31 protein-coding genes and 1 tRNA gene are annotated in these 26,140 nt (G+C 38.0%); 26 read left to right on the top strand and 6 right to left on the bottom strand.

Going from position 1 to position 26,140, the window contains the following annotated elements; genetic code table 11:
* Window positions 1-15: 15 nt before the first annotated feature.
* The 15 genes from WCS89_01560 (at window position 16) to dnaK (ending at window position 10,990) form a co-directional block, all read left to right on the top strand.
* On the top strand, window positions 16-1,173 hold the full coding sequence (locus WCS89_01560) for a hypothetical protein (protein ID MFA6554172.1): 1,158 nt from the start codon (window positions 16-18) through the stop codon (window positions 1,171-1,173).
* 30 nt (window positions 1,174-1,203) lie between these two features.
* Window positions 1,204-2,682, top strand: a complete 1,479-nt coding sequence (locus WCS89_01555; GenBank protein ID MFA6554171.1) for a hypothetical protein — start codon at window positions 1,204-1,206, stop codon at window positions 2,680-2,682.
* Window positions 2,683-2,740: 58 nt separating this feature from the next.
* Window positions 2,741-2,962 carry a translation initiation factor IF-1 gene (gene infA / locus WCS89_01550; GenBank protein ID MFA6554170.1) on the top strand — a complete coding sequence of 74 codons (222 nt, stop codon included), beginning with the start codon at window positions 2,741-2,743 and terminating at the stop codon, window positions 2,960-2,962.
* Window positions 2,963-2,972: 10 nt separating this feature from the next.
* The gene (rpmJ, locus tag WCS89_01545; protein MFA6554169.1) at window positions 2,973-3,089 is read left to right on the top strand and encodes a 50S ribosomal protein L36; all 117 of its coding nucleotides are present in this window, start codon (window positions 2,973-2,975) and stop codon (window positions 3,087-3,089) included.
* 18 nt (window positions 3,090-3,107) lie between these two features.
* Window positions 3,108-3,488 carry a 30S ribosomal protein S13 gene (rpsM, locus tag WCS89_01540; protein ID MFA6554168.1) on the top strand — a complete coding sequence of 127 codons (381 nt, stop codon included), beginning with the start codon at window positions 3,108-3,110 and terminating at the stop codon, window positions 3,486-3,488.
* A 51-nt stretch (window positions 3,489-3,539) separates the two neighbouring features.
* Window positions 3,540-3,968, top strand: a complete 429-nt coding sequence (gene rpsK / locus WCS89_01535) for a 30S ribosomal protein S11 (GenBank protein MFA6554167.1) — start codon at window positions 3,540-3,542, stop codon at window positions 3,966-3,968.
* A 24-nt stretch (window positions 3,969-3,992) separates the two neighbouring features.
* A complete protein-coding gene (gene rpsD / locus WCS89_01530) occupies window positions 3,993-4,601 on the top strand; it encodes a 30S ribosomal protein S4 (protein MFA6554166.1) in 609 nt (202 codons plus the stop codon).
* A gap of 54 nt (window positions 4,602-4,655) precedes the next feature.
* Window positions 4,656-5,633, top strand: coding sequence for a DNA-directed RNA polymerase subunit alpha (locus tag WCS89_01525; GenBank protein ID MFA6554165.1), 978 nt, complete (start codon window positions 4,656-4,658; stop codon window positions 5,631-5,633).
* Between the two features lie 87 nt (window positions 5,634-5,720).
* A complete protein-coding gene (gene rplQ / locus WCS89_01520) occupies window positions 5,721-6,071 on the top strand; it encodes a 50S ribosomal protein L17 (GenBank protein ID MFA6554164.1) in 351 nt (116 codons plus the stop codon).
* 28 nt (window positions 6,072-6,099) lie between these two features.
* Window positions 6,100-6,444: an uL13 family ribosomal protein gene (locus WCS89_01515; GenBank protein MFA6554163.1), complete on the top strand. Its 345-nt coding sequence runs from the start codon at window positions 6,100-6,102 to the stop codon at window positions 6,442-6,444.
* Between the two features lie 23 nt (window positions 6,445-6,467).
* The gene (gene rpsI, locus WCS89_01510; GenBank protein ID MFA6554162.1) at window positions 6,468-6,878 is read left to right on the top strand and encodes a 30S ribosomal protein S9; all 411 of its coding nucleotides are present in this window, start codon (window positions 6,468-6,470) and stop codon (window positions 6,876-6,878) included.
* A gap of 78 nt (window positions 6,879-6,956) precedes the next feature.
* The gene (locus WCS89_01505) at window positions 6,957-7,262 is read left to right on the top strand and encodes a hypothetical protein (GenBank protein MFA6554161.1); all 306 of its coding nucleotides are present in this window, start codon (window positions 6,957-6,959) and stop codon (window positions 7,260-7,262) included.
* Between the two features lie 211 nt (window positions 7,263-7,473).
* Entirely contained in the window at window positions 7,474-8,070 is a 597-nt protein-coding gene (locus tag WCS89_01500; GenBank protein ID MFA6554160.1) for a nucleotide exchange factor GrpE, read from the top strand.
* A gap of 417 nt (window positions 8,071-8,487) precedes the next feature.
* A complete protein-coding gene (locus tag WCS89_01495; protein ID MFA6554159.1) occupies window positions 8,488-8,838 on the top strand; it encodes a hypothetical protein in 351 nt (116 codons plus the stop codon).
* Window positions 8,839-9,070: 232 nt separating this feature from the next.
* Window positions 9,071-10,990, top strand: a complete 1,920-nt coding sequence (dnaK, locus tag WCS89_01490; protein ID MFA6554158.1) for a molecular chaperone DnaK — start codon at window positions 9,071-9,073, stop codon at window positions 10,988-10,990.
* Between the two features lie 132 nt (window positions 10,991-11,122).
* Here the strand turns inward: dnaK and WCS89_01485 are convergent, their stop codons facing one another.
* Complete coding sequence (locus WCS89_01485; GenBank protein ID MFA6554157.1) at window positions 11,123-11,428, bottom strand: hypothetical protein; 306 nt, start codon at window positions 11,426-11,428, stop codon at window positions 11,123-11,125.
* A 244-nt stretch (window positions 11,429-11,672) separates the two neighbouring features.
* Between WCS89_01485 and WCS89_01480 the strand changes: the two genes are divergently transcribed.
* Window positions 11,673-12,683: a virulence protein RhuM/Fic/DOC family protein gene (locus WCS89_01480; GenBank protein ID MFA6554156.1), complete on the top strand. Its 1,011-nt coding sequence runs from the start codon at window positions 11,673-11,675 to the stop codon at window positions 12,681-12,683.
* Window positions 12,684-13,073: 390 nt separating this feature from the next.
* Here the strand turns inward: WCS89_01480 and WCS89_01475 are convergent, their stop codons facing one another.
* Complete coding sequence (locus WCS89_01475; GenBank protein MFA6554155.1) at window positions 13,074-13,337, bottom strand: hypothetical protein; 264 nt, start codon at window positions 13,335-13,337, stop codon at window positions 13,074-13,076.
* A gap of 134 nt (window positions 13,338-13,471) precedes the next feature.
* On the opposite strand from WCS89_01475, the gene dnaJ reads away from it, so the two are divergent.
* The 8 genes from dnaJ to WCS89_01435 all read left to right on the top strand — a co-directional run bounded on the left by dnaJ (window position 13,472) and on the right by WCS89_01435 (window position 22,305).
* Complete coding sequence (gene dnaJ, locus WCS89_01470) at window positions 13,472-14,578, top strand: molecular chaperone DnaJ (GenBank protein ID MFA6554154.1); 1,107 nt, start codon at window positions 13,472-13,474, stop codon at window positions 14,576-14,578.
* A 236-nt stretch (window positions 14,579-14,814) separates the two neighbouring features.
* Window positions 14,815-15,762 (top strand): tryptophan--tRNA ligase, encoded by a 948-nt coding sequence (gene trpS, locus WCS89_01465; protein MFA6554153.1) that lies wholly within the window; start codon window positions 14,815-14,817, stop codon window positions 15,760-15,762.
* A 17-nt stretch (window positions 15,763-15,779) separates the two neighbouring features.
* On the top strand, window positions 15,780-16,502 hold the full coding sequence (locus WCS89_01460) for a ScpA family protein (protein MFA6554152.1): 723 nt from the start codon (window positions 15,780-15,782) through the stop codon (window positions 16,500-16,502).
* Between the two features lie 167 nt (window positions 16,503-16,669).
* Complete coding sequence (locus WCS89_01455; protein MFA6554151.1) at window positions 16,670-17,203, top strand: SMC-Scp complex subunit ScpB; 534 nt, start codon at window positions 16,670-16,672, stop codon at window positions 17,201-17,203.
* Window positions 17,204-17,230: 27 nt separating this feature from the next.
* Window positions 17,231-18,328 (top strand): putative peptidoglycan glycosyltransferase FtsW, encoded by a 1,098-nt coding sequence (locus WCS89_01450; GenBank protein ID MFA6554150.1) that lies wholly within the window; start codon window positions 17,231-17,233, stop codon window positions 18,326-18,328.
* A 54-nt stretch (window positions 18,329-18,382) separates the two neighbouring features.
* Window positions 18,383-20,470, top strand: a complete 2,088-nt coding sequence (uvrB, locus tag WCS89_01445; protein ID MFA6554149.1) for an excinuclease ABC subunit UvrB — start codon at window positions 18,383-18,385, stop codon at window positions 20,468-20,470.
* 33 nt (window positions 20,471-20,503) lie between these two features.
* Window positions 20,504-21,307 (top strand): response regulator, encoded by an 804-nt coding sequence (locus WCS89_01440; GenBank protein MFA6554148.1) that lies wholly within the window; start codon window positions 20,504-20,506, stop codon window positions 21,305-21,307.
* Window positions 21,308-21,360: 53 nt separating this feature from the next.
* Window positions 21,361-22,305, top strand: coding sequence for a LamG-like jellyroll fold domain-containing protein (locus WCS89_01435; GenBank protein MFA6554147.1), 945 nt, complete (start codon window positions 21,361-21,363; stop codon window positions 22,303-22,305).
* Between the two features lie 79 nt (window positions 22,306-22,384).
* Here WCS89_01435 and WCS89_01430 read toward each other — a convergent pair whose 3' ends face one another.
* The 4 genes from WCS89_01430 to alr form a co-directional block, all read right to left on the bottom strand.
* Window positions 22,385-22,654, bottom strand: coding sequence for a helix-turn-helix transcriptional regulator (locus tag WCS89_01430; GenBank protein MFA6554146.1), 270 nt, complete (start codon window positions 22,652-22,654; stop codon window positions 22,385-22,387).
* A 26-nt stretch (window positions 22,655-22,680) separates the two neighbouring features.
* A complete protein-coding gene (locus WCS89_01425; GenBank protein MFA6554145.1) occupies window positions 22,681-22,998 on the bottom strand; it encodes a type II toxin-antitoxin system RelE/ParE family toxin in 318 nt (105 codons plus the stop codon).
* Between the two features lie 131 nt (window positions 22,999-23,129).
* Window positions 23,130-23,213 (bottom strand) — tRNA-Tyr (locus WCS89_01420).
* Window positions 23,214-23,252: 39 nt separating this feature from the next.
* On the bottom strand, window positions 23,253-24,434 hold the full coding sequence (gene alr / locus WCS89_01415) for an alanine racemase (protein MFA6554144.1): 1,182 nt from the start codon (window positions 24,432-24,434) through the stop codon (window positions 23,253-23,255).
* 193 nt (window positions 24,435-24,627) lie between these two features.
* On the opposite strand from alr, the gene WCS89_01410 reads away from it, so the two are divergent.
* On the top strand, window positions 24,628-24,909 hold the full coding sequence (locus tag WCS89_01410) for a hypothetical protein (protein ID MFA6554143.1): 282 nt from the start codon (window positions 24,628-24,630) through the stop codon (window positions 24,907-24,909).
* Window positions 24,910-24,950: 41 nt separating this feature from the next.
* The gene (locus WCS89_01405; protein ID MFA6554142.1) at window positions 24,951-26,003 is read left to right on the top strand and encodes a hypothetical protein; all 1,053 of its coding nucleotides are present in this window, start codon (window positions 24,951-24,953) and stop codon (window positions 26,001-26,003) included.
* Window positions 26,004-26,140: the final 137 nt, after the last annotated feature.

Here is a 26,140-nt window from a genome sequence, read left to right as displayed (position 1 = left end):
GGTATAATACTACCAATGTTTCTTGCAAAAAAAGCTGAAAGCCAATTGATATTGATTTTAGGTGTAGAAAGTACCGTCGTCTGCGGGTCTTTGGCTGTCATTTCTGCTGGAGCTTTACCAGAAGTTATATTTACTCACAACGTAGGTATTGCTTACGGTTTTAGGATGGACAATAACCATTTGGTTAGAGCTACACGCAAAGCTATCTCAGAGATTATTCAAGTCACTCAACAACATATTCATATTCGTCGTAACCTTGAAAATTTACCAGTTATACCCCATAAGATTTCTGCTGTTCATTACGTTTTATCTTCACCTTGGATAGTGTCTGAGACAAAGTTGATGACGATGAATTTTGAAAAAGATGTTCAAGTTTCAAAGAAATATGTTTGTGAGCTTATAGAAGCTGATAGAGCCAAGATCGTTCCAGTCTCGGCAGAACCAATGCAGGTTGTAGAGCAGAAGATTTTTGATGTCAAATTAAATGGTTATTCGGTGGCAGATTGGGAGAATAAACAAACCAGTTCATTGAATGTATCTTTTACTGTTTCTATTGCTAGCGCTAGGATGGTTGAGTGTTTTATAGAGGAATGTAGACATTTGGTACATCACAATAAGGTACAATTCCATTCTTCATTATTGCTTCAGTATATAGGTGTAGAAAAGGTTTTGAAATCAAGGGAGGATTATTACTTAGTCCATGTTCACGGTGACTACACTGACACTTTTGTTGTTAGGAGGAAGACTTGTGTATTTTTTGGGTCACTGCATTACGGAGTCCGTACTATTATAGGTAGGATCGGTACTATCATAAACAATAATAAGCAGGCTGTTGATTCCATCATGTCTCTGTATACTAGTGGGAAGCTAGATGATGTACACAATAAAAAAGATATTGAAGTCGTTGAGGAAGTTGTAGGTGAATGGTACAAAAAGCTGAGTAAATTGTTATCAGAATCTGGAAATGAAATGAGCCCATCTACTTCTGTTATCATAAACACTTTGACTCACAATGATTGTTTCTTGAAGATTTTAAGAAAGATCAATCCAAAAGCTTTTATCTCAGAACTTCCTATAGATGATCTTTTGACCAAGGTTGTTTTTGAAGAACAATCAGAGAAAAGTAGACTTTCTTCATTGTATACGATTGCTATTCACAGTTTATTAGTATAGATAATGTGTTAATATTTAAATATAAAGAAGATGCCAAGACGTGTACAAGATATAATTCCTGCTAACCATCGTTCTATGCGTGAAATATCACCACGTACGCGTGTTGATGCAAAAGAATCTAGTAAATCAAAGAAAGAAATAGTAGAAGAAATAATGGTAAAAGAGGAAGAGGAAGTCCCTATAAAGATAATTAAAGAAAAAAAAGGCCCTACTTCGCTCGCCGAGAGCGAGTTACGAAGGGTGAATAAAACAGAAGATTTTGAAGAAGAAGTATCAGTTGGTAAAAGCAAATCGCCGTTCGGCAGAATGCCGATAACTCCACCTCCTGTAGAAAAGAAACCAAGGAGAAAAATAAAGATAGGTAAATGGCCGATTATTACAGTTGGTGTGATTGTTCTTATCGCTATTATCGGTTATTTTGCTTCGTCTTTCTATTCTCAAGCCACATTTACTATTGTTCCAAAAGTTGTTCCAGTTACTGTAAATAGTACTTATGTTGCTCAAGGTACTCCAGAGAGTAATGGTCTTTCATATCAAATAATAACAAAGAAAATTACAGCGACCACTACGGTAACAGCCGTAAATGGCCCTATGACCAATACAAAAGCTTCTGGCAAGGTTACATTTTATAATTCGTATAGCAGTCAAGCAGTACGCCTAGTAGCTGGAACTCGTTTGTCTAGTGAATCCGGCTTGATATACAAATTGGCTAGTTCTATTGTCATTCCAGCATATACGAAGCCTGCTGATGTAGTAGTTCCGGGCAAGATCACTTCTACAGTTACAGCCGATCAGTCTGGTCAAAACTACAATATTTCTCAAACAGATTTATCCAAAGATCTCAAGATTGTTGCTTACAAAGGTTCACCAAAATATGACACTATATACGCCAAGCCAGTCACTAGTATTGCTGGAGGTTTTTCTGGTGTAAAGAAAATCATCAATCCTTCCGCTCTGGCATCTTCTACAGCAACGTTGAAATCACAGATAACTACATCTCTACTTGCAGATGTAAATACTTCCATACCAGATGGTTACATAATGTATGAAAAAGGCTATACAATATCTTTTGGTGCTCCAGTCACAGGTGGCAATGATCCTTCTACCGCTACAGTAAGTCTGCAGGGTACTATTTATGGTATTGCTTTCCCTAAAAATAAACTTGTAGAAAGTATTGCCGGAAATCAGACTATTTCTCTCTTTGGTCCATTCGCATATACTGCACCAGGCTTAGAATCTCTAGAAGTTGTAATTACAAATCTTAAGGATTTTTCACCAACCAAGAAAGGGGCATTGGTCATCCATGCCAAAGGGGGTATGAAGATTATTGGTACTATTCCAGTTGATGATATAAAGAAGAAACTGGCTGGTATATCTTTGGCAAGCACTCAGGAAGTCTTCAAATCATATAGTCCAGTTATAGAATCTGGTTCTGGAGAGTTGGCTCCGCCTTGGGCAAAGATTCCAACCGATTTGAGTAGAATCAAGGTTATCGTACAGGAACCCTAGTCTTCTATTGACTTTGATAGGTCATTTCTGCTAATATCATCAAGCGTCCTTTTAAGAGATGGAATCACCTTCCAAACCAAATAATTCCGCAACCGGAACAGTCGTTGAGGCTTTGCCAAATACGCTTTTTCGCGTAAAGCTTGAGAATAAAGAAGAGATCATTCTAGCCTATCTGGCAGGAAAGATGCGAATGAATCGCATCCGTGTTCTCATTGGTGATAAAGTAGAACTTGAGATAGATCCTTATGGAGGTAAAGCACGCGTAACAAGACGCCTTTAATATATAAAAAATGAGAGTCAAAGCTGCAGTAAAACGCATATGCGCAAAATGTACCGTCGTCCGACGCGGAGGGTATGTTTATGTAACATGCAAAGGTAATAGGAGACATAAGCAAAGACAGGGATAATTTCAATAATATAAAAATATGCGTATTTTAGGAATAACACTACCAGAAAACAAAAGATTAGAGATAGCTCTAACAGCTATTTATGGTATCGGACGTTCTCGTGCAAAGCATGTTCTCCTCAAATCAAAGATTGATGGAGGTACAAAACCAAAAGATTTGACTGTTGAACAAGAAAACGCTCTTCGTAAATTGGTAGAAGGTTTCAAGATAGAAGGTGACCTCAAGCGAGATACCGCAGGCAATATCAAACGCCTCAAAGATATCAAAGCTTACCGAGGCTTACGTCACGCAAGACATTTACCAGCGAGAGGTCAGCGAACAAAGACCAATTCCAGAACAGTCAGAGGTAACGTTAGAAAGACAATGGGATCTGGTAAACGTAAAGAGGAAAAGAAATAATCCGAAATCAATCAACCCCTCGATAAAAACTCGGGGTAAATAAACAATAACATGGGTAAAAAAAGAATTGTAACAACTGAAGGAGCTGAAGGTGCTGATAAGGCCAAGGCAATCACCGTATCTGCAAAGAAACGTGTTGATTCTGGTATTTTACATGTCCAATCAACCTACAATAACACCAAAGTTATGCTTACAGACAAAGCTGGCAACGCCCTCATGTGGGGTTCTAGTGGTGGCGCAGGTTTCCGTGGAGCAAAGAAGGGTACTCCATTCGCAGCAGCCAAGGTGGGAGAGACCCTAGCTTTGAAAGCTCAAAATATCGGTCTCAAAGAAGTTGACGTTGTAGTCAAAGGGGTTGGTTCTGGTCGTGAATCAGCTATCCGTGGTTTTATTAGTAAAGGAATAACTATTTCATCTATCAAAGATGAGACTCCAGTTCCTTTCAATGGTCCTCAGCCAAAGAAACCTCGTCGAGTATAATTTTGTAATTCATCATAAATTTCCATGAAAATAGGACCAAGATATAAAAAAGCAAGATACCTCGGAGCACCAGTCTTCCGTAAAACGCAAACACAAAAGTTTGCGATGAGATCTCAGCGCAAGGCAAAGACTATGGGTGGCCGTCGTGGTGCCAAGAGTGAATACGGCAAGCAAATGATGGAAAAGCAGAAGGCAAGATTCAGTTATGGTGTTTCTGGTAAACAATTCACAAATTACGTCAAGAAAGCTTTGAAGACTCAAGGTGACAACGGCAAGAACCTCCTCTCACTTCTAGAAGGAAGACTTGATAACGTAGTAGTTAGAGCTGGTTTTGCTCCTACTAGTTCAGCGGGAAGACAGATGGTTGCCCATGGACATATTGTCGTCAATGGTAAAAATGTAACCGTTCCTTCATACGAAGTTCGTATTGGAGACAAACTTACCATTCGTGAAGGAAGCAAAAATAAGGTCATTTTCTCAAAACTGGATGAAGATTTGAAGGCAGTGAAGCACCCAAGTTGGATGTCTATTGATGAAAAAACAAGAACCATTACCATTATTGGAAGACCAGTCAGTGAAGCAACCGAACTTCTATTTGATGTTCGTGCGGTGTTGGAGTTCTACACACGCTAGACAATTATCTTTTTTACTGTATAATTAATCCTCTATTTTATAATATAAAAATATATGACCTACGACGTCGTTTTACCTTCAAAACCAAAAGCAATCCGCGAGGACAAAGTCAGTGGAACCTATGAGATTGATGGTCTTTATCCTGGATACGGACATACTCTAGGTAACTCTCTTAGACGCATCATTTTGTCGTCTTTGCCTGGTACAGCTATTACAAAGGTCAAGATCAAAGGTGTTGAACACGAATTTTCAACTATCAATGGCGTCAAAGAAGATGTCATCATGATCTTGCTCAATTTGAAAAAAGTTCGTATTCGTCTTGATACAGATGAACCTCAGGTCATAACTTTGAAAGTAAATGGTGTCAAAGAAGTTTGTGCCAAGGATGTAGATGTCCCTGGTCAAGCAGAAGTTCTCAATCCAGATTTACATATTGCAACTTTGACCGAAAAGTCATCTGAGCTGGATATTGAGCTCACGGTTGAAAAAGGCCTCGGATATGTTTCCAAGGAAGTTATCCAAAAAGATCGCGTTGATATCGGAGCTATCACTCTTGATGCCGCTTTCACTCCTATTCGCAAAGCAAATTACGAAGTAGAAAATATGCGTGTTGGAGATCGTACAGATTTCAACCGCCTCCGCTTGGTTATTGAAACAGATGGTACTATCACTCCACGTGAAGCTTTGGAAAAGTCTATTACGCTCATGATTCACCAGTTGAAGTCAATTGTTGGATTCAAGGAAGAAGAAGTTGTTCCAGAAGCTTCGGAAGACAAAGATTCCGACAACGAAGCTGGAGCAGGTAAAGAAAAGAGAGGTGAGATTGATACCGAACTCTCAAAGACACGCGTTGATACTCTGGACCTTTCTGCTCGTACAGTCAAAGCACTTTCAAATGCAAACATCAGGACTTTGGGTGGACTCTTCCGTAAGAAGGAGTCAGACATCATGGATGTTGATGGATTGGGAGCAAAGGGAATGCAAGAGATCAAAAAGTTATTAGCACAGTATGGAGTAACGTTGAGACAGTAATGGAAAGATTAAAAATCAAAATGGAAAATAAAATCACACATGCAACAGATATTTTCAAATTTGATTTTTCAATTTTAATTTAATTTTATGAGACATCATTCAAACGTAAGAAAATTCGGACTAGAAACAAATCAGCGTCATGCATTGATGCGCTCTTTGGCTCGTAACCTTATTCGTGATTCTAGGATTACAACCACAACAGCAAAGGCCAAGGAACTCAGACCATTCGTAGAAAAGTTGGTCACTAGAGCAAAAGCTGGTACTTTGGCTGGAAGACGTATCGTCAATTCACGCATTCAGAGTGATGATGAGACAAAGATTTTGTTTGATACTATCGCTCCAAAGTACAAAGATAGAAAAGGTGGCTACACAAGGATTATAAGAATGCCAAACCGTGACTTGGATGGTAGTTCTATGTCACTCATTGAATTTGTATAATGTTTCAACGATTTTCACCATAAATATTATGAAATACACAATAGACGCACAAGGAAAGAAATTGGGACGAGTAGCTAGTGAAGCTGCTGCTCATCTTATGGGCAAACATTCTGCTGTATTTGCCAAGAATGTTGTCTCAGAAGATAAGGTTGAAATCTGCAATGTAAACATGGCTGATATTTCTGATGCCAAGAAGACCAAAGATACCTATGTCACTTACACAGGTCATCGTGGTGGTCTCAATTCTGAAAGCCTCTCTCATCTCATCGGTCGTCGTGGTATGACAGAAGTTTTTCGAAGAGCCGTCACACGTATGTTGCCACCAAACAAGTTGCGCGATCTTAGGTTGAAGAATTTGATTATAAAAGAATAGCCAGCAGAAATAGAAAGAATAAAATGACACCTACAAAAACAACAGCCAAATATTTCGAAGCCGTCGGACGACGCAAGACTGCCATCGCCAGAGTCCGCCTTTTTGCCGGAACGAAAAGTGGTTTTGAAGTTAACGGAAAAACTCTAGAAGCATATTTTCCAGTAAAGGAAATGCAGATAACTGCTGTAGAAGCTATCACTGCTGCTAAGGCTGGTGAGAAGTTCCATGTTACTGCCAAGATTGTTGGTGGTGGCATTTCAGCCCAATCAGAGGCTCTACGCCACGGTATTGCAAGAGCTCTACTTATATATGATATACAGATGCGTGGTACTTTGAAGAAACTAGGATATTTGAGACGTGATCCTAGAGCCAAAGAACGTCGTAAATTCGGATTCAAGAAGGCAAGAAAGAGTCCACAGTGGTCAAAGCGTTAAATTAAGATATTCACAAAAAGAGAGGTTGCAAAACCTCTTTTTTTGTTGTATCTTTTAGTCAGAAAGAAGAATGCTCCTATGAAAAAAATAATATACGAATTGTATACGTTGGTTCTGGCAATTATATTGCGAGCTCGCCGTCGGACGAAGATTGGTGATTTACGTCGTCACATTCTCATGATAGTCGATCCTGAAGGTTGTGATCGTGCTTGTGAACATTTGGATGAATGTCGCCATATTGTTGAGCATTACCGCATCAAACTTTCCGAAGCTGGCTTCGACTCTGGTCTCCCCGCATTACGTAACGAAATGTACGCTTCGCTTCAACGTGCCATGCTTCGCAAAGCCAATAGTATCAGTGGGTTTTGTTTACAATTTTTATAAGATAAAATTTTGCGGCACATTGTAGTTCGGCCAGTCTGTACGGACATATAAGTAGACTAGGCCTGTCATCAAGTAATAAGTATATCGTTGCCGCATTCAAAGCTGGATTTCTCCTCACGGAAATCCAGCCCTTTTTTTGTGAGTTTTCCGGATGTCTCTCTTCCAGAAAAAAGATTGCAAAACGATCAATTTTCCATTAAGATTCTATTACATGAATAAAAAAGACTCTGATAACGATATAATTTCTGAGCAAGAATCAGAAAATCTTGCCGTGGATACGGATAACCTCGACGATTCTGTTGTGGCTGAAGAAAATGCTGTAGAAGCTATCAAAAAACTTCGCGAAAAGTTGAAAAAGGCTGAACAGGAAAAACAAGAATATTTGGTAGGTTGGCAACGTGCAAAGGCTGACCATATAAATGCTCGCAAACGTGATGAATCCGAAAAACAAGAATTCGTAAAGTTTGCCAACGAACGTTTGATTGATGGTCTCATTCCGGTTATGGAAAGTTTTGATATGGCAATGGGTAACAAAGAAGTTTGGGAAAAAGTTGATAAAAATTGGCGGGTTGGTGTGGAGTATATTTATTCTCAATTAAAAAAAGTCTTGAGTGACGCTGGTTTGGAGGAAATCAATCCTATAGGAAAACCATTTGATCTCAACCGTGACGAAGCTTCTGAGTATGTGCCAGTAGAAAAGGAGACTGACCATCACAAGGTATTGGCTGTGGTGCAAAAAGGTTACACTTTGAATGATAAGCTTATGCGACCTCCTAAGGTAAAGGTTGGGGAATTTAAGAAAGAATAATGGACAGAAATTAGTAAACAAAAATTCCGCATTAAGCGGGATTTTTTATAGAATTTTTTATAGAAAATGCCGAACCTTTTTGGAAAGGTCCGGCATAAGGAGTTTGGGGGTCTTCAGATTTAACTCCTCAAAAACAGTAAGGCGGATTCTGTTCTGAAGATTTTTGGATCCAATCTATACACCAGGAATTTGGGCCGTGGCGTATGTAGTCTTACCCAGTCACTAGCAAATATTAACAACTCAGTCTTCCTCATGGAAATTATTTGAAAGTCATCTACATGAAGAATCCAAATAAAGATTACCATGGTATTTGATAAAGTGCAAATATAAAAATGTTGGAAGGGTTTGGTATAAAGGGCGTCATGATTTTTTCTTGAATTTTTGCACTAAATAAAGTAGAATGTTTGTACTAAAGATATGATAACCCCCTATAGTAATTCACAGTTTTTGTCCCGTATTTTCACTGACGCCGTTGGTCGCCAATTTCGTTTGACTTTCCTTGTTGCCGTTGTGAATGGGGAACTCAAGGGTCGTTTGGTATCAGCTCAACCAGTTTCGGCAAACACCAATAACCAAACACCAATAACCAACCTTCAACTTACTGGATCTGTTTGCGATTCTAGTAATGCTTTCTGTTTGCCTATTGTCTTTTCTAATAAGAAGCCAGCTACTGTCTATGCTCCATATTTTGCTCCAGTAGTTTCTCCATATTTTTCTTTAGAATTTCTTATAAATAGTCAACCAACTAGAGCGCCATCTCGCAGATAATTTTCGCGCATTTTTTGGTCAAGAAATTGGCTATGTTTGCGTGAGGGGAGAGAACACTTTCTCTCTCTTAACAACTTATGAAAATGTGACGAAAAATCCGTCACATTTTATGAAGTAATGTTGAGAAGAAAAGGTGTGTGGGGAAGTAGGTGAAAAAGAAAAAAGAGTCTTGGTCGCCTCTATTATGAGAAAATTAAATCTAAAAGTAGATTATTAAATTAAATTAACTAAAATGTCCAAAATCATCGGAATAGACCTTGGAACCACTTTCTCGGCAGTCGCTGTTATGGAAGCTGGTACACCAAAGGTTCTAGAAAATGCAGAAGGTGCAAGGACTACACCTTCTATAGTCGCACAGTCCAAAACTGGTGAACGTCTCGTCGGTTTGCTTGCAAAACGTCAGGCTGTTACCAATCCAAAAAATACAATCTTCCAGATCAAACGCTTTATGGGTCATACATTTGATGATCCAGGAGTACAAAAAGACATCAAAAATGTCTCCTTTGAAGTACGAAAATCTTCTACAGGAGGTATTGAAGTCAATATGTCTGGAAAATGGATGCGTCCAGAGGAAGTTTCAGCAATGATCCTTCAGAAACTAAAGAATGATGCTGAGTCTAGACTTGGAGAAAAGATTACCGAAGCTGTTATTACCGTACCAGCTTACTTCAACGATTCTCAAAGACAAGCCACGAAAGATGCCGGAAAAATCGCAGGTCTAGATGTGAAGCGCATTATCAATGAACCAACAGCTGCTGCTCTCGCTTATGGATTCAGTAAGAAGAAAGATGAAAAGATTGCAGTTTTTGACTTTGGTGGAGGAACATTTGATATCTCTGTTCTAGAAGTTGGAGATGATGTCATTGAAGTAAAATCAACCGACGGTGACTCACATCTTGGTGGTCGTGATATTGATGCCAAGATCGTCAACTGGTTGGCTGATACATTCAAAAAAGAAAATGGAATAGATTTGAAAAGTGATCCTCTTGCCTTACAACGCCTAGATGAAGCTGCTGAGAAAGCCAAGATTGAACTTTCTACAGCTATGCAGACGGAAATAAATATTCCTTTCGTAACTTCTGGTTCAGATGGACCAAAGCATTTGCTCGTAGTTATGACACGAGCAAAACTAGAAGAAATGACACAGGAATTTGTTGACCGTGCCATGACTATTACCAAACGAGCTATTGACGCTTCACCTTTCAAGATTGGAGAAATAAACGAAGTCATCTTGGTTGGTGGACAGACTCGTATGCCAGCTTTGCAAGAAGCTGTGAAGAAGCTATTCGGTAAAGATCCTCACATGGGTGTGAATCCCGACGAGGTGGTTGCGGTGGGCGCCGCTATTCAAGGCGGAATCTTGGGTGGAGAAGTTCGTGATGTCCTTCTCTTGGACGTCATTCCACTTTCACTCGGAATTGAAACTTTGGGTGGTGTAGCTACTAAACTTATAGAAAAGAACACCACGGTTCCTACCCAGAAATCTCAGATATTCTCAACAGCTGCTGACAACCAGACGTCAGTAGAGATTCATATCACTCAAGGTGAACGTGCTATGTCAGCCGATAACAAATCTCTAGGCAGATTTATTCTTGATGGTATTCCACCATCACCTCGTGGTATGCCTCAAGTGGAAGTCTCATTTGATGTTGATGCAAACGGTATCTTGAATGTTACCGCAAAAGATAAAGCTACTGGAAAAGCGAATTCTATCAAGATCACTGCTAGCTCGGGACTTTCAAAAGAAGAGGTAGAAAAGATGAAGCAAGAAGCTGCTGCTCATGAAGCTGAAGATAAAGCCAAGCATGAAGCGGTTGAAGCAAAAAATATTGCGGAACAACTTGTTTATACCGCAGGAAAAGCTTTGAAGGATGCTGGTGAAAAAGTTCCAGCCGAACTTCGTAAGTCAATTGAAGATAAGATTGCAGATTTGAAGACTGCTAAAGATAATTCCAATCCAGATAAAGAAGCTATCAAAAAGGCAACCGAAGCTCTTTCTACAGAGATTCAGAAGATTGGTTCCTTCTACGCTGAAGCTTCGAAGGACAAGCAGAATAATCAGACTGGGAATTCGGAGCCGGCTGGTAATTCAGGTGACGGTAAAGAGGGAGGTGATAATGTGAAAGATGCCGAATTTAAGGAGAAGAAGTAATAGCTAGGTCCGACCTAGCCGAAAAAACTACCATGAAAAAACGTCGAACTTTTCGACGTTTTTTCGGAATGATAAAAAAGACCCTCGGTGATGAGGGTCTTTGTGATGGTGAAGGTCATTCTTCGGTGAAAGTTAGAAATTTGTTTCCCAGCCAGTCTCTTTAAGAACTTCAAAATTGATATCGAGTATTTTTTTACGTTGCTCGATTTCTTTTGCGTCATCAATAAGCTCATCTTCCAATATTAATGTAATTGATGGTTCTTCCGGTGTATCTTTCTGATCAATAGACGCTTCCACTTTTTTAACGACAAGACTGAGGTCATTTTCAGTGTGGATTGTCATTCCAATAAACGGATTGATATTTTGTGGTAGATTGACAATCTTTGAAGCTTCTCGATTATAATCAACGGTATCAAGGAACAATAATAAGACTCTCATAAATGTGCATCTTCTAAGTTTAATTTCCAAAGCATTCCAATGCCTTGAATAAAGGGTATTAACCCTTTAACTGTTTAATAAAACATTAACATTGTAGTTACTATTATGTCAAGTTGTGGTATTTTTTAACAAGCGTAAAATTGTAGTAACAAATTTCAATTTCTAGCGAACGAAAAACCGTCGAAAAGGAGTGAGAGGCGGTTTTTTGTTACAGGAAATAATTATTAATTAATTTTATAAACATATGAACAAAAAAGAAGTCAAAAATACAGGGGAGTTGATTATTTACAGTGGTCAGAAGGGTGGAGTTGAGTTACGAGCGGATGTTGGGAAGGAGACTATTTGGGGAACTCAAGACCAGATTGCTAAACTTTTTGGAATCCAAAGACCGGCGATTACGAAACATTTTAAAAACATATTTGATTCTGGAGAATTGAATGAAAATTCAGTCAGTTCCATTTTGGAACATACTGCCGAAGATGGTAAGAAATACAAGGTTAAATTCTATAATCTCGACGCTATTCTTTCTGTCGGCTATCGCGTTAATTCTAAACAAGCAACTCAATTCCGTATCTGGGCTACCAAGACTCTAAGAGAGTATCTTATGAAGGGTATTGTGATGAATACTGACCGTATCAAACAACTTCCTGAAAAGATTCTCAAAGATCTTGATCAAAAAATTAAGTTTATTCAACGTACAATTCAGAGACGAGAACTCAACAAAAATGAAGTTGACGGTTTATTATCCGTTATTGACGGTTATTCAAATGCTTGGTTACTTCTTAAAGAGTATGATGAAGGCGGAATTTTATTGAAAAAGAGTAAAGGTAAGGAAAAGCGACGCTTTGACTATGAATTTGTCCGACCAGCTGTTGATAGATTGAAGGAAAATTTGATTGGAAAAGCTGAGGCTGGGGAATTGTTCAGTTCTGAGCGCGACGGCTCATTCCAAGGTATCTTGAAAACAATTTATCAAACGTTTGGTGGTAAAGAATTGTATTCAAGTCTTGAAGAAAAAGCTGCACATTTATTGTACTTTATTATCAAAGATCATCCTTTCTCTGATGGTAATAAACGAGTCGGTTCTTTCTTGTTCATTTCATTTTTACAGATCAATGGCATCTTGATCCGTCCAAACGGAGAAAAGAAAATTAATGATAATACTTTGGTTGCCCTAGCACTCCTTATTGCAGAAAGTGATCCAAAAGAAAAAGAGGTGATGGTGGCTTTGGTGACTAACCTATTAGTATCATAATATAAAAAACGTCGAAAAGTTCGACGTTTTTTCGGAGTGATAAAAAAGACCCTCACTGCTTTCGTTGGAGAAAGTGTGAGGGTCTTTGTGAGATTACTGGCTGAGAATTGGGTTAGCGGTGGTATAGGTTGAAACATTTTATATTGTGGAACCAGTGGATTGTCTTACCACGCGAATCAACCATTTTCATCGCTACTGTCTCTTTGGGTATGTGATTTTTACACCCATAACAACGGACAGTCCCTGTTTTCACCTCATCTTCAATCATTCGAGCCCTTTTCTTTGTTCTATGGAAGCAAGTTATTGATAGATCTGATCTTAATAGCATAACATTTCAATGTTTTAGGTTTTCTTGTTTAGGCTTACCTCGGTTTCCTTTCTAAAACCAACCTACGTCCTGCGTGTCTTTTTTGTAAGAATGTTTCTCAATTGTTTTTCTTTGGATTGTTTTTCTGAGACCTCTCTGATAGTGAAATGAGGTTTCGGTTCAAGAGTTCTTGTGCGACCAACTTCAAAGTTTTGAAAGCCATTTTCTGGAACAGGTGTTTCGCATACGATACTACCCATCTCTTGAGGTTCAATAGTGCAGTGCCCAGAAAACTTAATTTCTGCAAGCACTTTGCCATCTTGATTTTTAACCAAGAATTTTGTCATAATAAATCCTTTAGTTTTTGGTTTAAGTTTCTGTTAGACCATTTTTAAATTAATTCAAAGACCAGTGTTTCAAGTCATAAAGACTTGTAAAACGGCTAAAAGTATGATAACATGGCAAACATTAATCGTCAAATATGAAAGATTATTACAAAACATTAGGTGTTGAAAAAGGTGCTTCCAAGGACGATATAAAAAAGGCCTTTAGAAAATTGGCGCATCAATATCATCCAGATAAAACTAAAAATGACCCCACCGCTTCTCAAAAGTTCAAAGAAGCCAGTGAGGCTTATTCTATATTGTCAGATGATGGTAAACGCCAGCAATACGATACCTATGGTTCAGCTGGACCTGGTGGAGCTGGTTTCAATGGTGGTGGTTTCAACCCACAAGGAGGTTTTGGTGGTTTTGATTTCTCTGGATTTCAGCAAGGCAATGGTCAAGGATTTGAATTTGATCTAGGTGATATCTTTGGAGAATTCTTTGGTCAAGGTGGAAGATCTAGTTCAAGACGAGCCGCAGATGAGAGGGGTCGTGATATTTCTGTTGACTTACTCATTTCTTTTGAAGAATCTATTTTTGGCGTTGAAAAAGATCTCTTGGTTACAAAATCATCAAAATGTTTGACTTGCCAAGGTAGTGGAGCTGAAAAAGGTTCTTCTATGCACAAATGTGACACTTGTAATGGTAGAGGCAAGATAAATGAAACCCGCAGGTCATTCATTGGAGTTTTCAATACAACCAGAGTTTGTGACAATTGTCACGGCCTAGGTCACGTACCTTCTTCCAAATGTGGAACTTGTCATGGTACTGGCGTCAAAGAAAGAGCTCAAGAAATTGCCGTCAAGATTCCTGAAGGTATAGAAGATGGTCAGTCCATGCGTCTCACAGGAATGGGTGAAGCTATACCTTTTGGTGTTAGTGGTGATCTTTATGTAAAGATTCATGTCAAACAACATTCTCATATTCGTAAAGAAGGTCACAACCTTGTTGCGGAACTAAAAATCAAACTTACTCAAGCTTTGATTGGTGGTGAAGTTACATTCAAAACTCTTGACGGTGATATTGTCGTCAAAATTCCAGAAGGAACCAATAATGGTGACATTCTTCGTGTAAAAGGCAAAGGCGTTCCAAGTGGTGACAGGAGAGGTGATTTGCTTATAAAGATAAATGTTGAAATGCCAAAGAGGTTGTCAAAGGATGCAAGGAAGGCTATTGAAGATTTGAAACGAGAAGGAATTTAGTTGTGTCATTCCCGCGAAGGCGGGAATCCAGGATTATTACGAGATAATAGTTTTATAAAGTGATTTAAATAACTGAACTATGTTTTTTGATATCTGTATTTAGTGGTTATATCCTGGATTCCCGCCTTCGCGGGAATGACAACAAAAAGTTGGAGAAATACTCGGATTCATGAAAAGAATATGGCAGGACTCTTCCGAGACTGTGCACCACTGACCTTATTTGTTATAATCAGTCTATGAAAAAAATAATACTTTCTGGTGTACAACCAACTGGACGACCACATATTGGTAATTATTTTGGAGCAATGAAACAGTTTGTCGATTTACAAAAATCAAATAACTATGATTGTTTTATCTTTCTTGCTAATTATCACGCTTTGAATTTTATTCAAGATAGATCAAAAATGGAGAAGTTTATTACGGATCTTGTTATTGATTATTTGGCTATAGGGCTTAATCCTGAAACTACTACAATCTTCAAACAATCAGACGTCTCGGCTCATACCGAGCTCGCTTGGATTTTTGACACAATAGTAACAATGCCATACCTCATGCGTGCACATGCTTTCAAAGACGCTGAGGCTAAAAACAAAGAGATCAATGTAGGAACTTTCAATTATCCAGTACTTATGGCTGCCGATATTTTGCTTTATGGTACAGATGTTGTGCCAGTAGGACAGGATCAGAAACAACATATAGAGTATGCCCGCGATATCGCAGAGAAATTCAATCATATCTTCGGAGAGACTTTCAAATTACCAGAATCTCTTATTTTGGAAAATGTTGCTACAGTCCCAGGTATTGATGGTCGCAAAATGTCCAAGAGTTATAACAATACAATTCCACTTTTTGCTACTCGTGAGGAGATCACAAAGGCTGTCATGAGTATTGTGACTGATTCTGGTGCAGGTATTCCAGAAAATGTCTATGCTATTCACAAACTTTTCAAAACCGATTCCGAATTAAAAGATTTTTATGCAAAAAACTCAGGCAAGTACAAGATCTTGAAAGAATCTTTGATAGAAGATATTGATGCTTTCATCAAACCTCTCCGAGAAAAGCGCGAAGAATTGGCCAAGAATCAAGACTTTATTATTGAAGTATTGAAAAAGGGAAGTTTGAAAGCCAATGAAGTAGCTGGAAAAAAGCTTTTGGATGTAAAAGCTAAGATAGGAGTCTTGTAATAGTCCTAGTGTTTAAAATGTCGTTTACTATAAAAACACAATCATTTGAAGGTCCTCTGGATCTATTGTTGGATCTTATAGAAAAACGTAAACTTTTTATTAGTGATATTTCTTTGGCGAAAGTCACGGATGATTTTATTTTGCATGTGAGAGACATGGGAAATGTAGAAATAGGTGAGTCAGCTCACTTTATTTTGGTTGCTTCAACGTTACTCCTCATCAAATCAAAATCATTACTTCCAGAATTGGCTTTGACCCAAGAAGAACAAGTAGATATCCACGATCTTGAGACGCGCTTGAAGATTTACAAGAGAATTAAAGATGCTAGCTTAAATGTAAGCAAACTTTTTGGTGAGCAAGTTATCTTTTCACCATCACAATCTAAACCTATCATCCCAGTTTTTACACCAGAACCAGAATTTACCTTAGAAAAAGCTTTGTATTCATTGAAGGACCTTATCAACCGTTTACCAAAGAAGGAGAATGCACCAAAAGTTTTGATTAAAAAAGTTATAAGTCTTGAAGATATGATAGGGACTCTCACGACTCGTATTACCAGTCATCTCCGTATGAGTTTCAAGGAATTTACCAAAGAACACAAGGAAAATCGTGTGAATGTCATCGTTAGTTTTCTTGCCATGCTTGAATTGGTCAAACAAGGGATAGTACATGTTAGTCAAGAGAAGACCTTCGGCGATATTCAGATGGAGACGAAAGAGGTTGGGGTGCCGAGATACTAAGATGTGTCATTCCCGCGAAGGCGGGAATCCAGTGTATAACCACAGACAATCTCGTATTATATTTAAATATTAAATAGATGTTATCTTGTAATAATCCTGGATTCCCGCCTTCGCGGGAATGACAACAAAAAAAGCGAAAATGACAAAAGAAATGTTACAATAATCCCATGGAATTATCACAAAAAATTGAAGCCTTACTTTTTTGGAAAGCGGAACCAATATCTATAAAAAAGTTGGCATCTTTATTGAAGGTTGATAATTCTGCGATCGTTCAAGGGTTGGATCAATTAGAGCAAAACCTGAAGGGTCGTGGACTTTCTTTGGTTCGTGATGATGAAGAAGTGATGCTTGGAACAGCCAAGGAGCTTTCATCTTTGATAGAAGATATTACAAAAGAAGAACTGACCCGTGATTTGGGTAAAGCTGGTTTGGAAACACTTTCAATCATTTTGTATCAAGGACCTATTTCTCGCGCAGATATAGATTATATACGTGGTGTCAATTCGCAATTTATTTTGCGAAACCTTCTCATCAGAGGACTTGTGGAACGTGTAGATAATCCCGTAGACGCTCGTAGTTTTCTCTACAAACCAACCTTGGCTCTTTTGTCTCATATGGGTATTTCAAAGATTGAAGATCTGCCAGAATATGGACAAGTCAAAGCTGAGATAGAAAATTTCAAAAAGGCACAACAAGAGTAATTTTGGTTAGATTTTTATTTTATAAAAATGATTTCATTCTTTTCAAAAATTGACCGTTTTTTTCTCATCTCCGTTAGCACATTGACGTTGGCTGGTTTTGTCGTTTTTCTATCTGTCTCAATGGGACTTTTGGCACAAGATGGTGCTTCTTTTGAAACTGTTGCGATTAAACAAACTATAAGTCTAATCCTCGGCATTATCGCTTTTCTTGTTTTTTCCAAAATTCATTATTCTTGGTTACGCAAATCAGCACTTTTTATACTTATTGGAGCGATTTTAGTTAACCTACTTCTTTTTATTCCTAGTTTGACTATTCATTTCAATGGGGCTTCGCGTTGGCTTGCCATCGGCCCATTATCTTTTCAACCATCAGAATTGTTGAAGATTGCTTTTATTATCTATATGGCGGCTTGGATTTATTTTATAAAGGATAAGATTGAAGGTTTCAAATTTGGAACTCTACCTTATTTAGTCATTATGGCTGTGCTAGGTACACTCTTATTGATTCAGAGAGATACAGATACTTTGGTCATCATTGCAACCACTGGACTTGCGATGCTTTTTATAGCTGGTATACGGTTTAGACAAATTATTCTTATAATGGTCCTTATGGGCATAATGGTTGGTGGAGTTGTCTTGATTCGTCCATACGCTCTAGATAGAGTCAAGACATTTTTGAATCGCGGTTCAGATACTCAAGGTTCTGGTTATCAGATCAATCAATCTTTGATTGCGATAGGTTCAGGACAATTGACTGGAAGAGGTTTTGGTCAAAGTATTCAAAAGTTCGGTTATTTACCTCAACCGACCGATGACTCCATTTTTGCTGTAACAGCTGAAGAATTCGGTTTTCTAGGTAGTATTGCTCTTATTGGTTTGTATTTACTTTTGATTGCTAGTATTTTCAGAATAGGGAATAGGTCACCAGATGTTTTCGGTGGGCTCATGGTCATGGGTATAGGTGTACTCATTATTACAGAATCTTTCATGAATATTTCGGCTATGATAGGACTTATACCATTATCAGGAGTTCCGTTGTTATTCGTCAGTCACGGAGGAACTGCGCTTATTATCACTTTGGCAATATCAGGAATGGTGGCGAATGTTTCTAAGTACATTAAATAATAGGGGCCATGTTGATATGTGGTCATAACCCGATTTTGATGTTATTGTGAGAATATGTCAGGTAAATCACCATTCAAGCTAGCTACTCCATTCAAACCCGCTGGAGACCAGCCAAAGGCTATAAAAGGCCTTATAGAGGGCTTGGAGAAGTCTTTTGATAGGCAAACCCTGCTCGGTGTTACCGGTTCAGGTAAGACTTTTACCATGGCCAATGTTATTGCTTCTTATGGTAAACCTACTCTAGTTATTGCTCATAACAAGACTTTGGCTGCTCAACTCGCTCAAGAATACAAAGAATTTTTTCCAAATAACGCTGTTCATTATTTCGTCTCTTATTATGACTACTATCAGCCAGAGGCGTATATGCCAGCAACTGATACTTATATAGAAAAAGAAGCGATGATCAACGAAGAGATTGAGAGACTTCGCCACGCCTCCACACAAGCTTTGCTTACAAGAAAAGATGTGATCATAGTTGCATCGGTTTCTTGTATTTACGGTCTGGGAAGTCCAGAAGAATATGAAAAAGTAAATTTGAAGATAAAAGTAGGTATGGAATTGTCTCGTTCAGAACTTATCCGTAAACTTATAGATATTCATTTTGTTCGTACAAACGCAGATATCAATTCTGGTCAATTTCGTGCACTTGGAAATACTTTAGAAATTATGCCGGTCAATGAAAAGACTATTTTCAGAATAGAATTTGATGGTGGCGTTATCAGTCATATTGTAGAATTGGACCCTGTTTCTAGAGCTGTTCGTGATTCTGATGTTGAACATCGGGACGAGGGTCGCACCATCTTCATTTTTCCAGCCAAACATTTTATCAGTAGTCCTGAACAGAGTGAAAAAGCCGTCAAAACTATTCAGGCCGAATTGGCTGATAGATTGAAAGTTATGGAGAAGGAAGGTAAGACTTTGGAAGTAGAAAGATTGAAGCGCAGAGTCAAATACGATCTTTCTATGATTCGTGAAGTTGGATATACGAATGGTATTGAAAATTATTCTCGTCATTTTTCTGGCAAAATGCCAGGCGAACCGCCAGATACTTTACTCTCATATTTTCCATCAATTACGCTCGGGGCTGGTCCAAATGCTAAAAAAGTACCAGATTTTTTGACTATTATTGATGAGTCACATGTGGCTATACCACAAATCCGAGGCATGTTCGCTGGTGATGCTTCTCGTAAGGAAACCCTTGTTGAACACGGTTTTCGTCTACCTTCTGCCAAAGACAATCGCCCGCTTAATTTTGCAGAATTTTTGGAAAGGGTTGGTCCGATGATCTACACTTCTGCTACACCTTCTGATTATGAGCATGAGACTAGTAAGCAAATAGTAGAACAAGTTATCAGACCAACTGGACTTATAGACCCAGAAGTTGAAATCAGACCTATTCGCGAAAGCGGAAAATATAAAGGTCAGATTTTTGATTTTATAAATGAAACGGAAAAGACAATAAAAAAAGGTGATCGTGTCCTTGCTACTACGCTTACAAAGAAAATGGCAGAGGATCTTTCTGAATTTTTGAAAGAGAAGGGTATAAAAACTACTTATTTACATAGTGATATAAAAACTATGGAAAGAATTACTATTCTTACAGAATTTAGAAGGGGAAAATATGAATGTTTGGTTGGGGTTAACTTGCTTCGTGAAGGATTGGATCTGCCAGAAGTTTCTCTTATAGGTATTCTTGACGCAGATAAAGAAGGTTTTTTGCGTTCAGAGACTTCTCTTATTCAAACTATCGGTAGAGCAGCTCGTAATTCTGCTGGTAAAGTTATTCTCTATGCAGACAATGTCACTGGTTCAATAGATAGGGCAATCAAAGAGACCGATCGTAGACGCGCTATTCAGGTTGCTTATAATACCAAACATAACATCACTCCTAAGACTATTATAAAAAATATTCATGATATTACGGATCATTTGAGGACTGAACATGAAAAAGCTGTACATGAGTTGATCCTTATAGATGAAGAATTGGGTAAGACCAATCCGAAGTTACTTTTTAAGCAAAAGGAGGAGCAAATGGCTGAAGCAGTCAAAAATCTTGATTTTGAAACCGCGGCTCTAATACGAGATGAATTGTTCGTTTTGGAGGAGAAATTTGGTATTGCAATAATCAAGAAAAAGAAGTAAACCTTTATTTTTGTTATATGCTAAAATAGTGGTATGGCTACGAACACTCTTTCTTTTAAGAAGGAAAAAATCGTCATTATAGAAAGTTCCGAATCTTTTGGAAAACAATTGCTTGATACTCTAAAAGCAGATGGTTATGAAAGTGTTTTCCTTATCAAAAATGGCGAAGAAGGTTTGAAGAATGTGTATGATATATTACCGCACCTCATTATATTGGATGTTACTCTGCCGGATACTGATGGATATCAAATTTTGAAAAGGAAACAAGCAGAGCCGTTACTGTCAAAAATTCCTGTTATTTTACTTTCTACATCTGGAGCGGTTATAAATATGAATAGTATTCCTAGAGATAGTAATGCTCAGATCATCATTTCACCACCCACTAAACCTGTAGAAATTTTGAAAAATATAAATGAATTTTTTGATTATCCACAAGCTACTGTTGATGAATCAGAACTTTCTCCAATAACAAAGAAGAAGATTTTGTGGATAGAAGATGACAAGTTGATAGGTACGATTTTGTCAAAAAAATTGGTTTCTTCTGGTTTTGATCTGGTTCATGCTATGAGTGGCGAAGAAGCTATCAAATCTTTAGAATCCAGAGTACCAGATGTGATAGTTATTGACCTTCTTTTGCCTGGTATGGGCGGTTTTGATATTTTACAGAAAATCAAAGATAATTCTGCTCTACAAAAAGTGCCAAGAATGGTATTATCCAATCTAAGCAAGTCTTCTGATATTGAAAAAGCAAAGGATTTGGGTGCCAATAAGTTTCTGGTGAAGGCTTCTACGTCATTGGATCAGATTGTGGTTGAAATCAAGAGTTTATGTAAGTAGTGGATAACTATAGATTATTATTTAATTAAGTATTATTGTATAATCAACAGCATATGAAAATCATTAACTTTACAAGCAAACACAGAAGTTCAGGTTTTACTCTTATTGAACTTTTGGTGGTTATTTCTATTATTGGAACGTTGGCATCAATAACGTTGGTTACTCTGGGTAATGTTCGAGCCACTGCATATGTTGCAGCTGGCAAAACTTTTGCCAACAACACAAAGTCGGCTCTGTATGATGATGCTTTGGTTTACTTTGATTTTGATAATGCAAGTTGGACCTCTGCTGGTTTATATTCTGTACCTAATTTGGGAAAGAGTGTTGGTGTAAATGGTCCTTGTCCTTCAGTTGCATTTACGTGTATCAATGGTGTGTATTTGAGTTCGTCTTTTGGTGGATCTCCTTTTACAGGAGATACAGATTTGTATAAAAGGGGTAATAATTTCGGTAATATAGCAGCATCTCCTTTTGTTGATGGACTTAAGTTTGTCTCAACTTCCGATTTAATTAATTTTAGTAACGGAGATTATTCTTTTAGTTTTTGGTTTAAACCAACAAGTCATAGAACAAGTTTTACGGGTATGATGTTTGGTGTTGGTAATGCTGATAACGCTTCGACTTTTGCTTTATATGCACAATATGATTCAGTTTCAAGTGTCAATACGATTAGGCCATTTGTTTCTGCTTATCTAGGGGATGTTGCTTTTAGTATCAAATCAAATCAGTGGGCTCATCTTGCTGTATCAGTAAAGAAAATTGATACTACGACTTCTAGTTATTCTTTGTATATAAATGGAAAACAGGTAACGGCTTCTGATGTCTTTGCGACGGGTAATATGACTAATGTTAAATATATTTTGCTTTCCTATAACAATGACTGGGTAGCCGGTGGTTATTACGATGAAGTCATGTTCGCAGGCAAGAGTCTTACTGCTTCAGAAGTTCAGCGTATTTACGCCGAAGGTCTACCAACACATTCATTGGCACAGAAATAATATAATAATAAAGAAAATAGAAACAAAAAGCCGAGGATGTCTCGGTTTTTTTGTGGTAACTACTATTGACTATAATAATCTAAATTATGGTAAGTTTCAAACCCAATCCAGAAGTAATTTTTTGGAGAAAAGAAAGAGTGGGATTTGTTCTGCCAGATTCAAAACGTGCAAGAGCTGATTGGGTAATCCCCAGTTTTGAAGCTAACTGTTTTTGAGTGAGTTTCTTTTGGATTCGGGCTTCTATAAGTGCATCGTGAATTTTGAATTCAACTTCAAGACTATCATAAGCTTTCTTATTTTCTGGATCCCTAAGAAATTCTTCCATGACTTGTTTGTGCGTTTTCATCATGGTACTAATATAGCATATACGGTATATTATGCAAATCCAACGACCTCATTCTGAATTCTCCTAGCATAACTAATGTCTTTTATACTTATTTTCCAAGCTTTTTTGATAAAACCGTGAATAATATAAACCTTATTGTCATGGAATATATACAAAATTCTTATTTGATTTTTACCGAGAGTTCTAAGTTCAAATAATCCCTTACCTAAGCTTTTAGAATCAGGCATTCCTAATAAATGTCCGAATTTTTCCAGAGAATTTATCGTCTTTTTTACGCGGGAGGATGTGATCTTATCGAGACCGTCTATAAATTCTTGTACTTTTTCATTCCAATAAATTATTTCCATTTAGGAATGATACACCAACTTCAAAAAGAAGCAAAAGAAAATTTTGAGGGAAGGATTTTTTTACTGCGACGTACTCAGGCACGTCGCTCTGCGCCCACTCAAAAACCGAGTAAAACTCGGTTTTTTCGTAGTGCGCAGGGAAGGATTTGAACCTTCGTAGCCCATAGGGCGATGGATTTACAGTCCATTGCAATTGACCGCTCTGCCACCTGCGCTTTTGGCGAACCCAATGATTCTAATATTATTTGGCTTGTTTAGCAACTTATGACCCTTTTTAAATGTTCAGGAATATGAACAGCTCTTTCGTACTCAATAGTTCCACAGAGTTTGGAGATAGATTGAATAGAATTTTTATTTGAAGGATTGTTACTGATCACTATAACCTCAGTACCAATAGAGACATCACTTATACCAGAAATATCTATACTCGTAATATTCATACTGACTCTGCCTATGATGGGGCAGATTGTTTTCTGATTTGTTGATCCGTGGACAACTTCAATAGCGCCAATATTAGATAATTTACGATCTACACCTTCAAAATATCCGACGGGTATCGTGGCTACGGTCATATCTCGTTCTGCCTTGAAAGTATTGTTGTAGCCTATAGTTTCTCCCTGTCTTAGTTTTTTTATCCCTGTAATGATAGTCTTCATCTCTAAGACAGGTTGAAGGTCTAGTTCAGCGTTAAATTTTTCTGTAATACCATAAAGACCCAAACCAAGTCTGGAAACGTTAGCTTCTATAATAGGAGAATATTTGTGTCCATCGGTAGCACTTAGATGAATGTATTTAATGTTAGGGAATTCATTTTTTATTTTTTTGACAGCATTATTCCATATAGAAATTTGATTTTTTGTAAATTTTGAATCTTGATTATCAGCATCGCATAGATGAGAACAGATACCATCTAGTGATACCCTAGGACTATTTTTGAGATATTGAATAGTCTGATCTATTTCACTTGGTAGTATCCCTTGACGATGCATTCCGGTATCTATTTTCAAATGAATGGAAATTGTGTGCTTGCAATTTTTTATAGCTTGTAATGATTCCAGATTTGAGATGGTGTAACTGATATGGGAAAGATGTGAAGTTAATATAGTTTCTGGTCGGGTGTATCCGATAATCAACAGAGGAGTTTTGATCCCTTTTGCTCGTAATGCTACTGCTTCAAAATATGAATCAACAACGAAGAAGGGGAGGTGTTTTTTCATTATCCCACTCTTTTTTATTTCTGATTCTAGAAGGTTAGCGATTTCCAACAATCCATGTCCATAGGCGTTACTTTTCAAAACAGGAGCGATTTTATTTTCTGGAGCTAGTTTTTTGAACTCGTTCAAATTGTGAGTAAGTCTACTTTTTGATATCTCAACCTTGATGAGGGGTTCGTATGGAAAACGACGACGGGACAGCCAAGTTAAAGGGTTTTTCATCGGTTTATTGTACGCCGAGTAGCTTTTTCATACTACTTGACATATAGGGCTTATGTATGCTAGTCTACTAGGAGATTAAACAAAGGCTCAAAAGCCTATTTTCATTCCTTGAAAACCACATATTGTGAATTACGGCTAAGATAAGCCGTAGTTTTATCTTTTCGTGTGTGCGAGAAGATATGGTTTTTGTTGGATGAAAAAACTTGGAAACAAAGTTATGCGAAAAAATATTGAAAGTACGGAAAAATCCAAAGATTCAAATATTTGGATTTGTATCTTTAGTTTGATAATTATGGCATCGGTCCTCGGGATCGCTACCTCTAATTGTAAGATGAAGGATGCCCCTATAGTACCAGCGACTTTGCAGATTAGTCCTGCAGTTGTTAAGACTCAAACACCTGTCGTGTTGGAGTCTAAGTCCAGTCTGACTAATAGGGTGACGGTTGAGTATCGTGCTCAGCCAGTCATTAAATGATGTTGTAAAAACCAAACAAAAAACCAAAAAAAGGAAAAAGTATGAAGATCGTGTCATCAATAATAATGATGCTAACTTTCGTGTTAAGCATCTCTGCTCAAACCCCAACCCAACAGGCTGTAACTGCGATCCCTGAAAAGATCCCACTAGCTTCAGAGGAAGTTCTCAAGGCTTACGCCTTGACAATGGTGGGGAGAATTAACGTTCAGGTTTACGGATCGTCGGTACAGGGAAACAGTTATCAATCCGTGGACTACCCTTATAAGGATGCGGACCCTGATCGTATGGCCTATGTCGCCAGATCTCAGGTCTTGCGGTTTGATGCAACTACTGACGATAAGTTGACATCGTACATCTCGTACAATAGTCGCGAGATTGCATTGTCGGATGGTTATTCTACTTCTTTTGCCTTATTTTCAGGACAGAAGGAGTTTATGTTAGAGCCTCAAAAAGGTGGATGGGGAGTTCCTTCGGACGCCTGCAAGGTTGAACTGGATTATTATGGAATCCCGTTCGTCATTCCTGGTATGACAGATGCTTACATCGTTACTAAGGATGAAAATGGTAATCAAAACGGGTTCTATAGTTTCAGACAAGGTGATGGTTATTGGATGGATCGCGGAATCATTTTTCTTACAAAAGAATTGGTCTCCAGAAATGGGGAATTCAATCTGGTTATGAATAATGGTTCACGAATTATCTATGACCTCGGTACTGGAAATCGTAAGTCGACGGAAAATGTCTCGGCTGGTGGGTTTAACCCAACGATTAAAGGTATTCGATCGGTTCCTGCCGATACGTTTAGTATTGATTACGAAGATACGGATCAGATTATCCGTGCGTCGTACTCGTTCTTAAAAGAAATTATAGTACAGGTGACGTTTCGGGCTGGTCTCAAACGTTATCCGGTTAAAGTGTCGGTTATATCCTCAGAAGCTTTGGCAGAAAATCCAAATGCCGATTGGAAGGAGTTTAATCCATACATTGAACCCGTTAAATTTTCAGTCAAGCCACAAGGGACAATTCTTATTCGTTTTGACCACGAAAAGAATATGCAACCGTTAAATAACAATGAGAGTGGTGGCAAGGGCTAATCAACCCTAATTTGATTTCACCCCCGTAAATTGCGAAAGCAGTTTACGGGGTTTGTTTTTATAAGATTGAGAAAGAAAAAGTTGAATCTACGGCATTGCTGTTTGACAAATGTGATATATGTGTGATAGGGTATTGT

It is taken from the genome of Candidatus Paceibacterota bacterium, from assembly GCA_041666915.1.
Classification (GTDB): Bacteria; Patescibacteriota; Minisyncoccia; order Phycocordibacterales; family PALSA-1337; genus C7867-002.
This window is presented reverse-complemented; position numbering and strand designations above follow the sequence as displayed.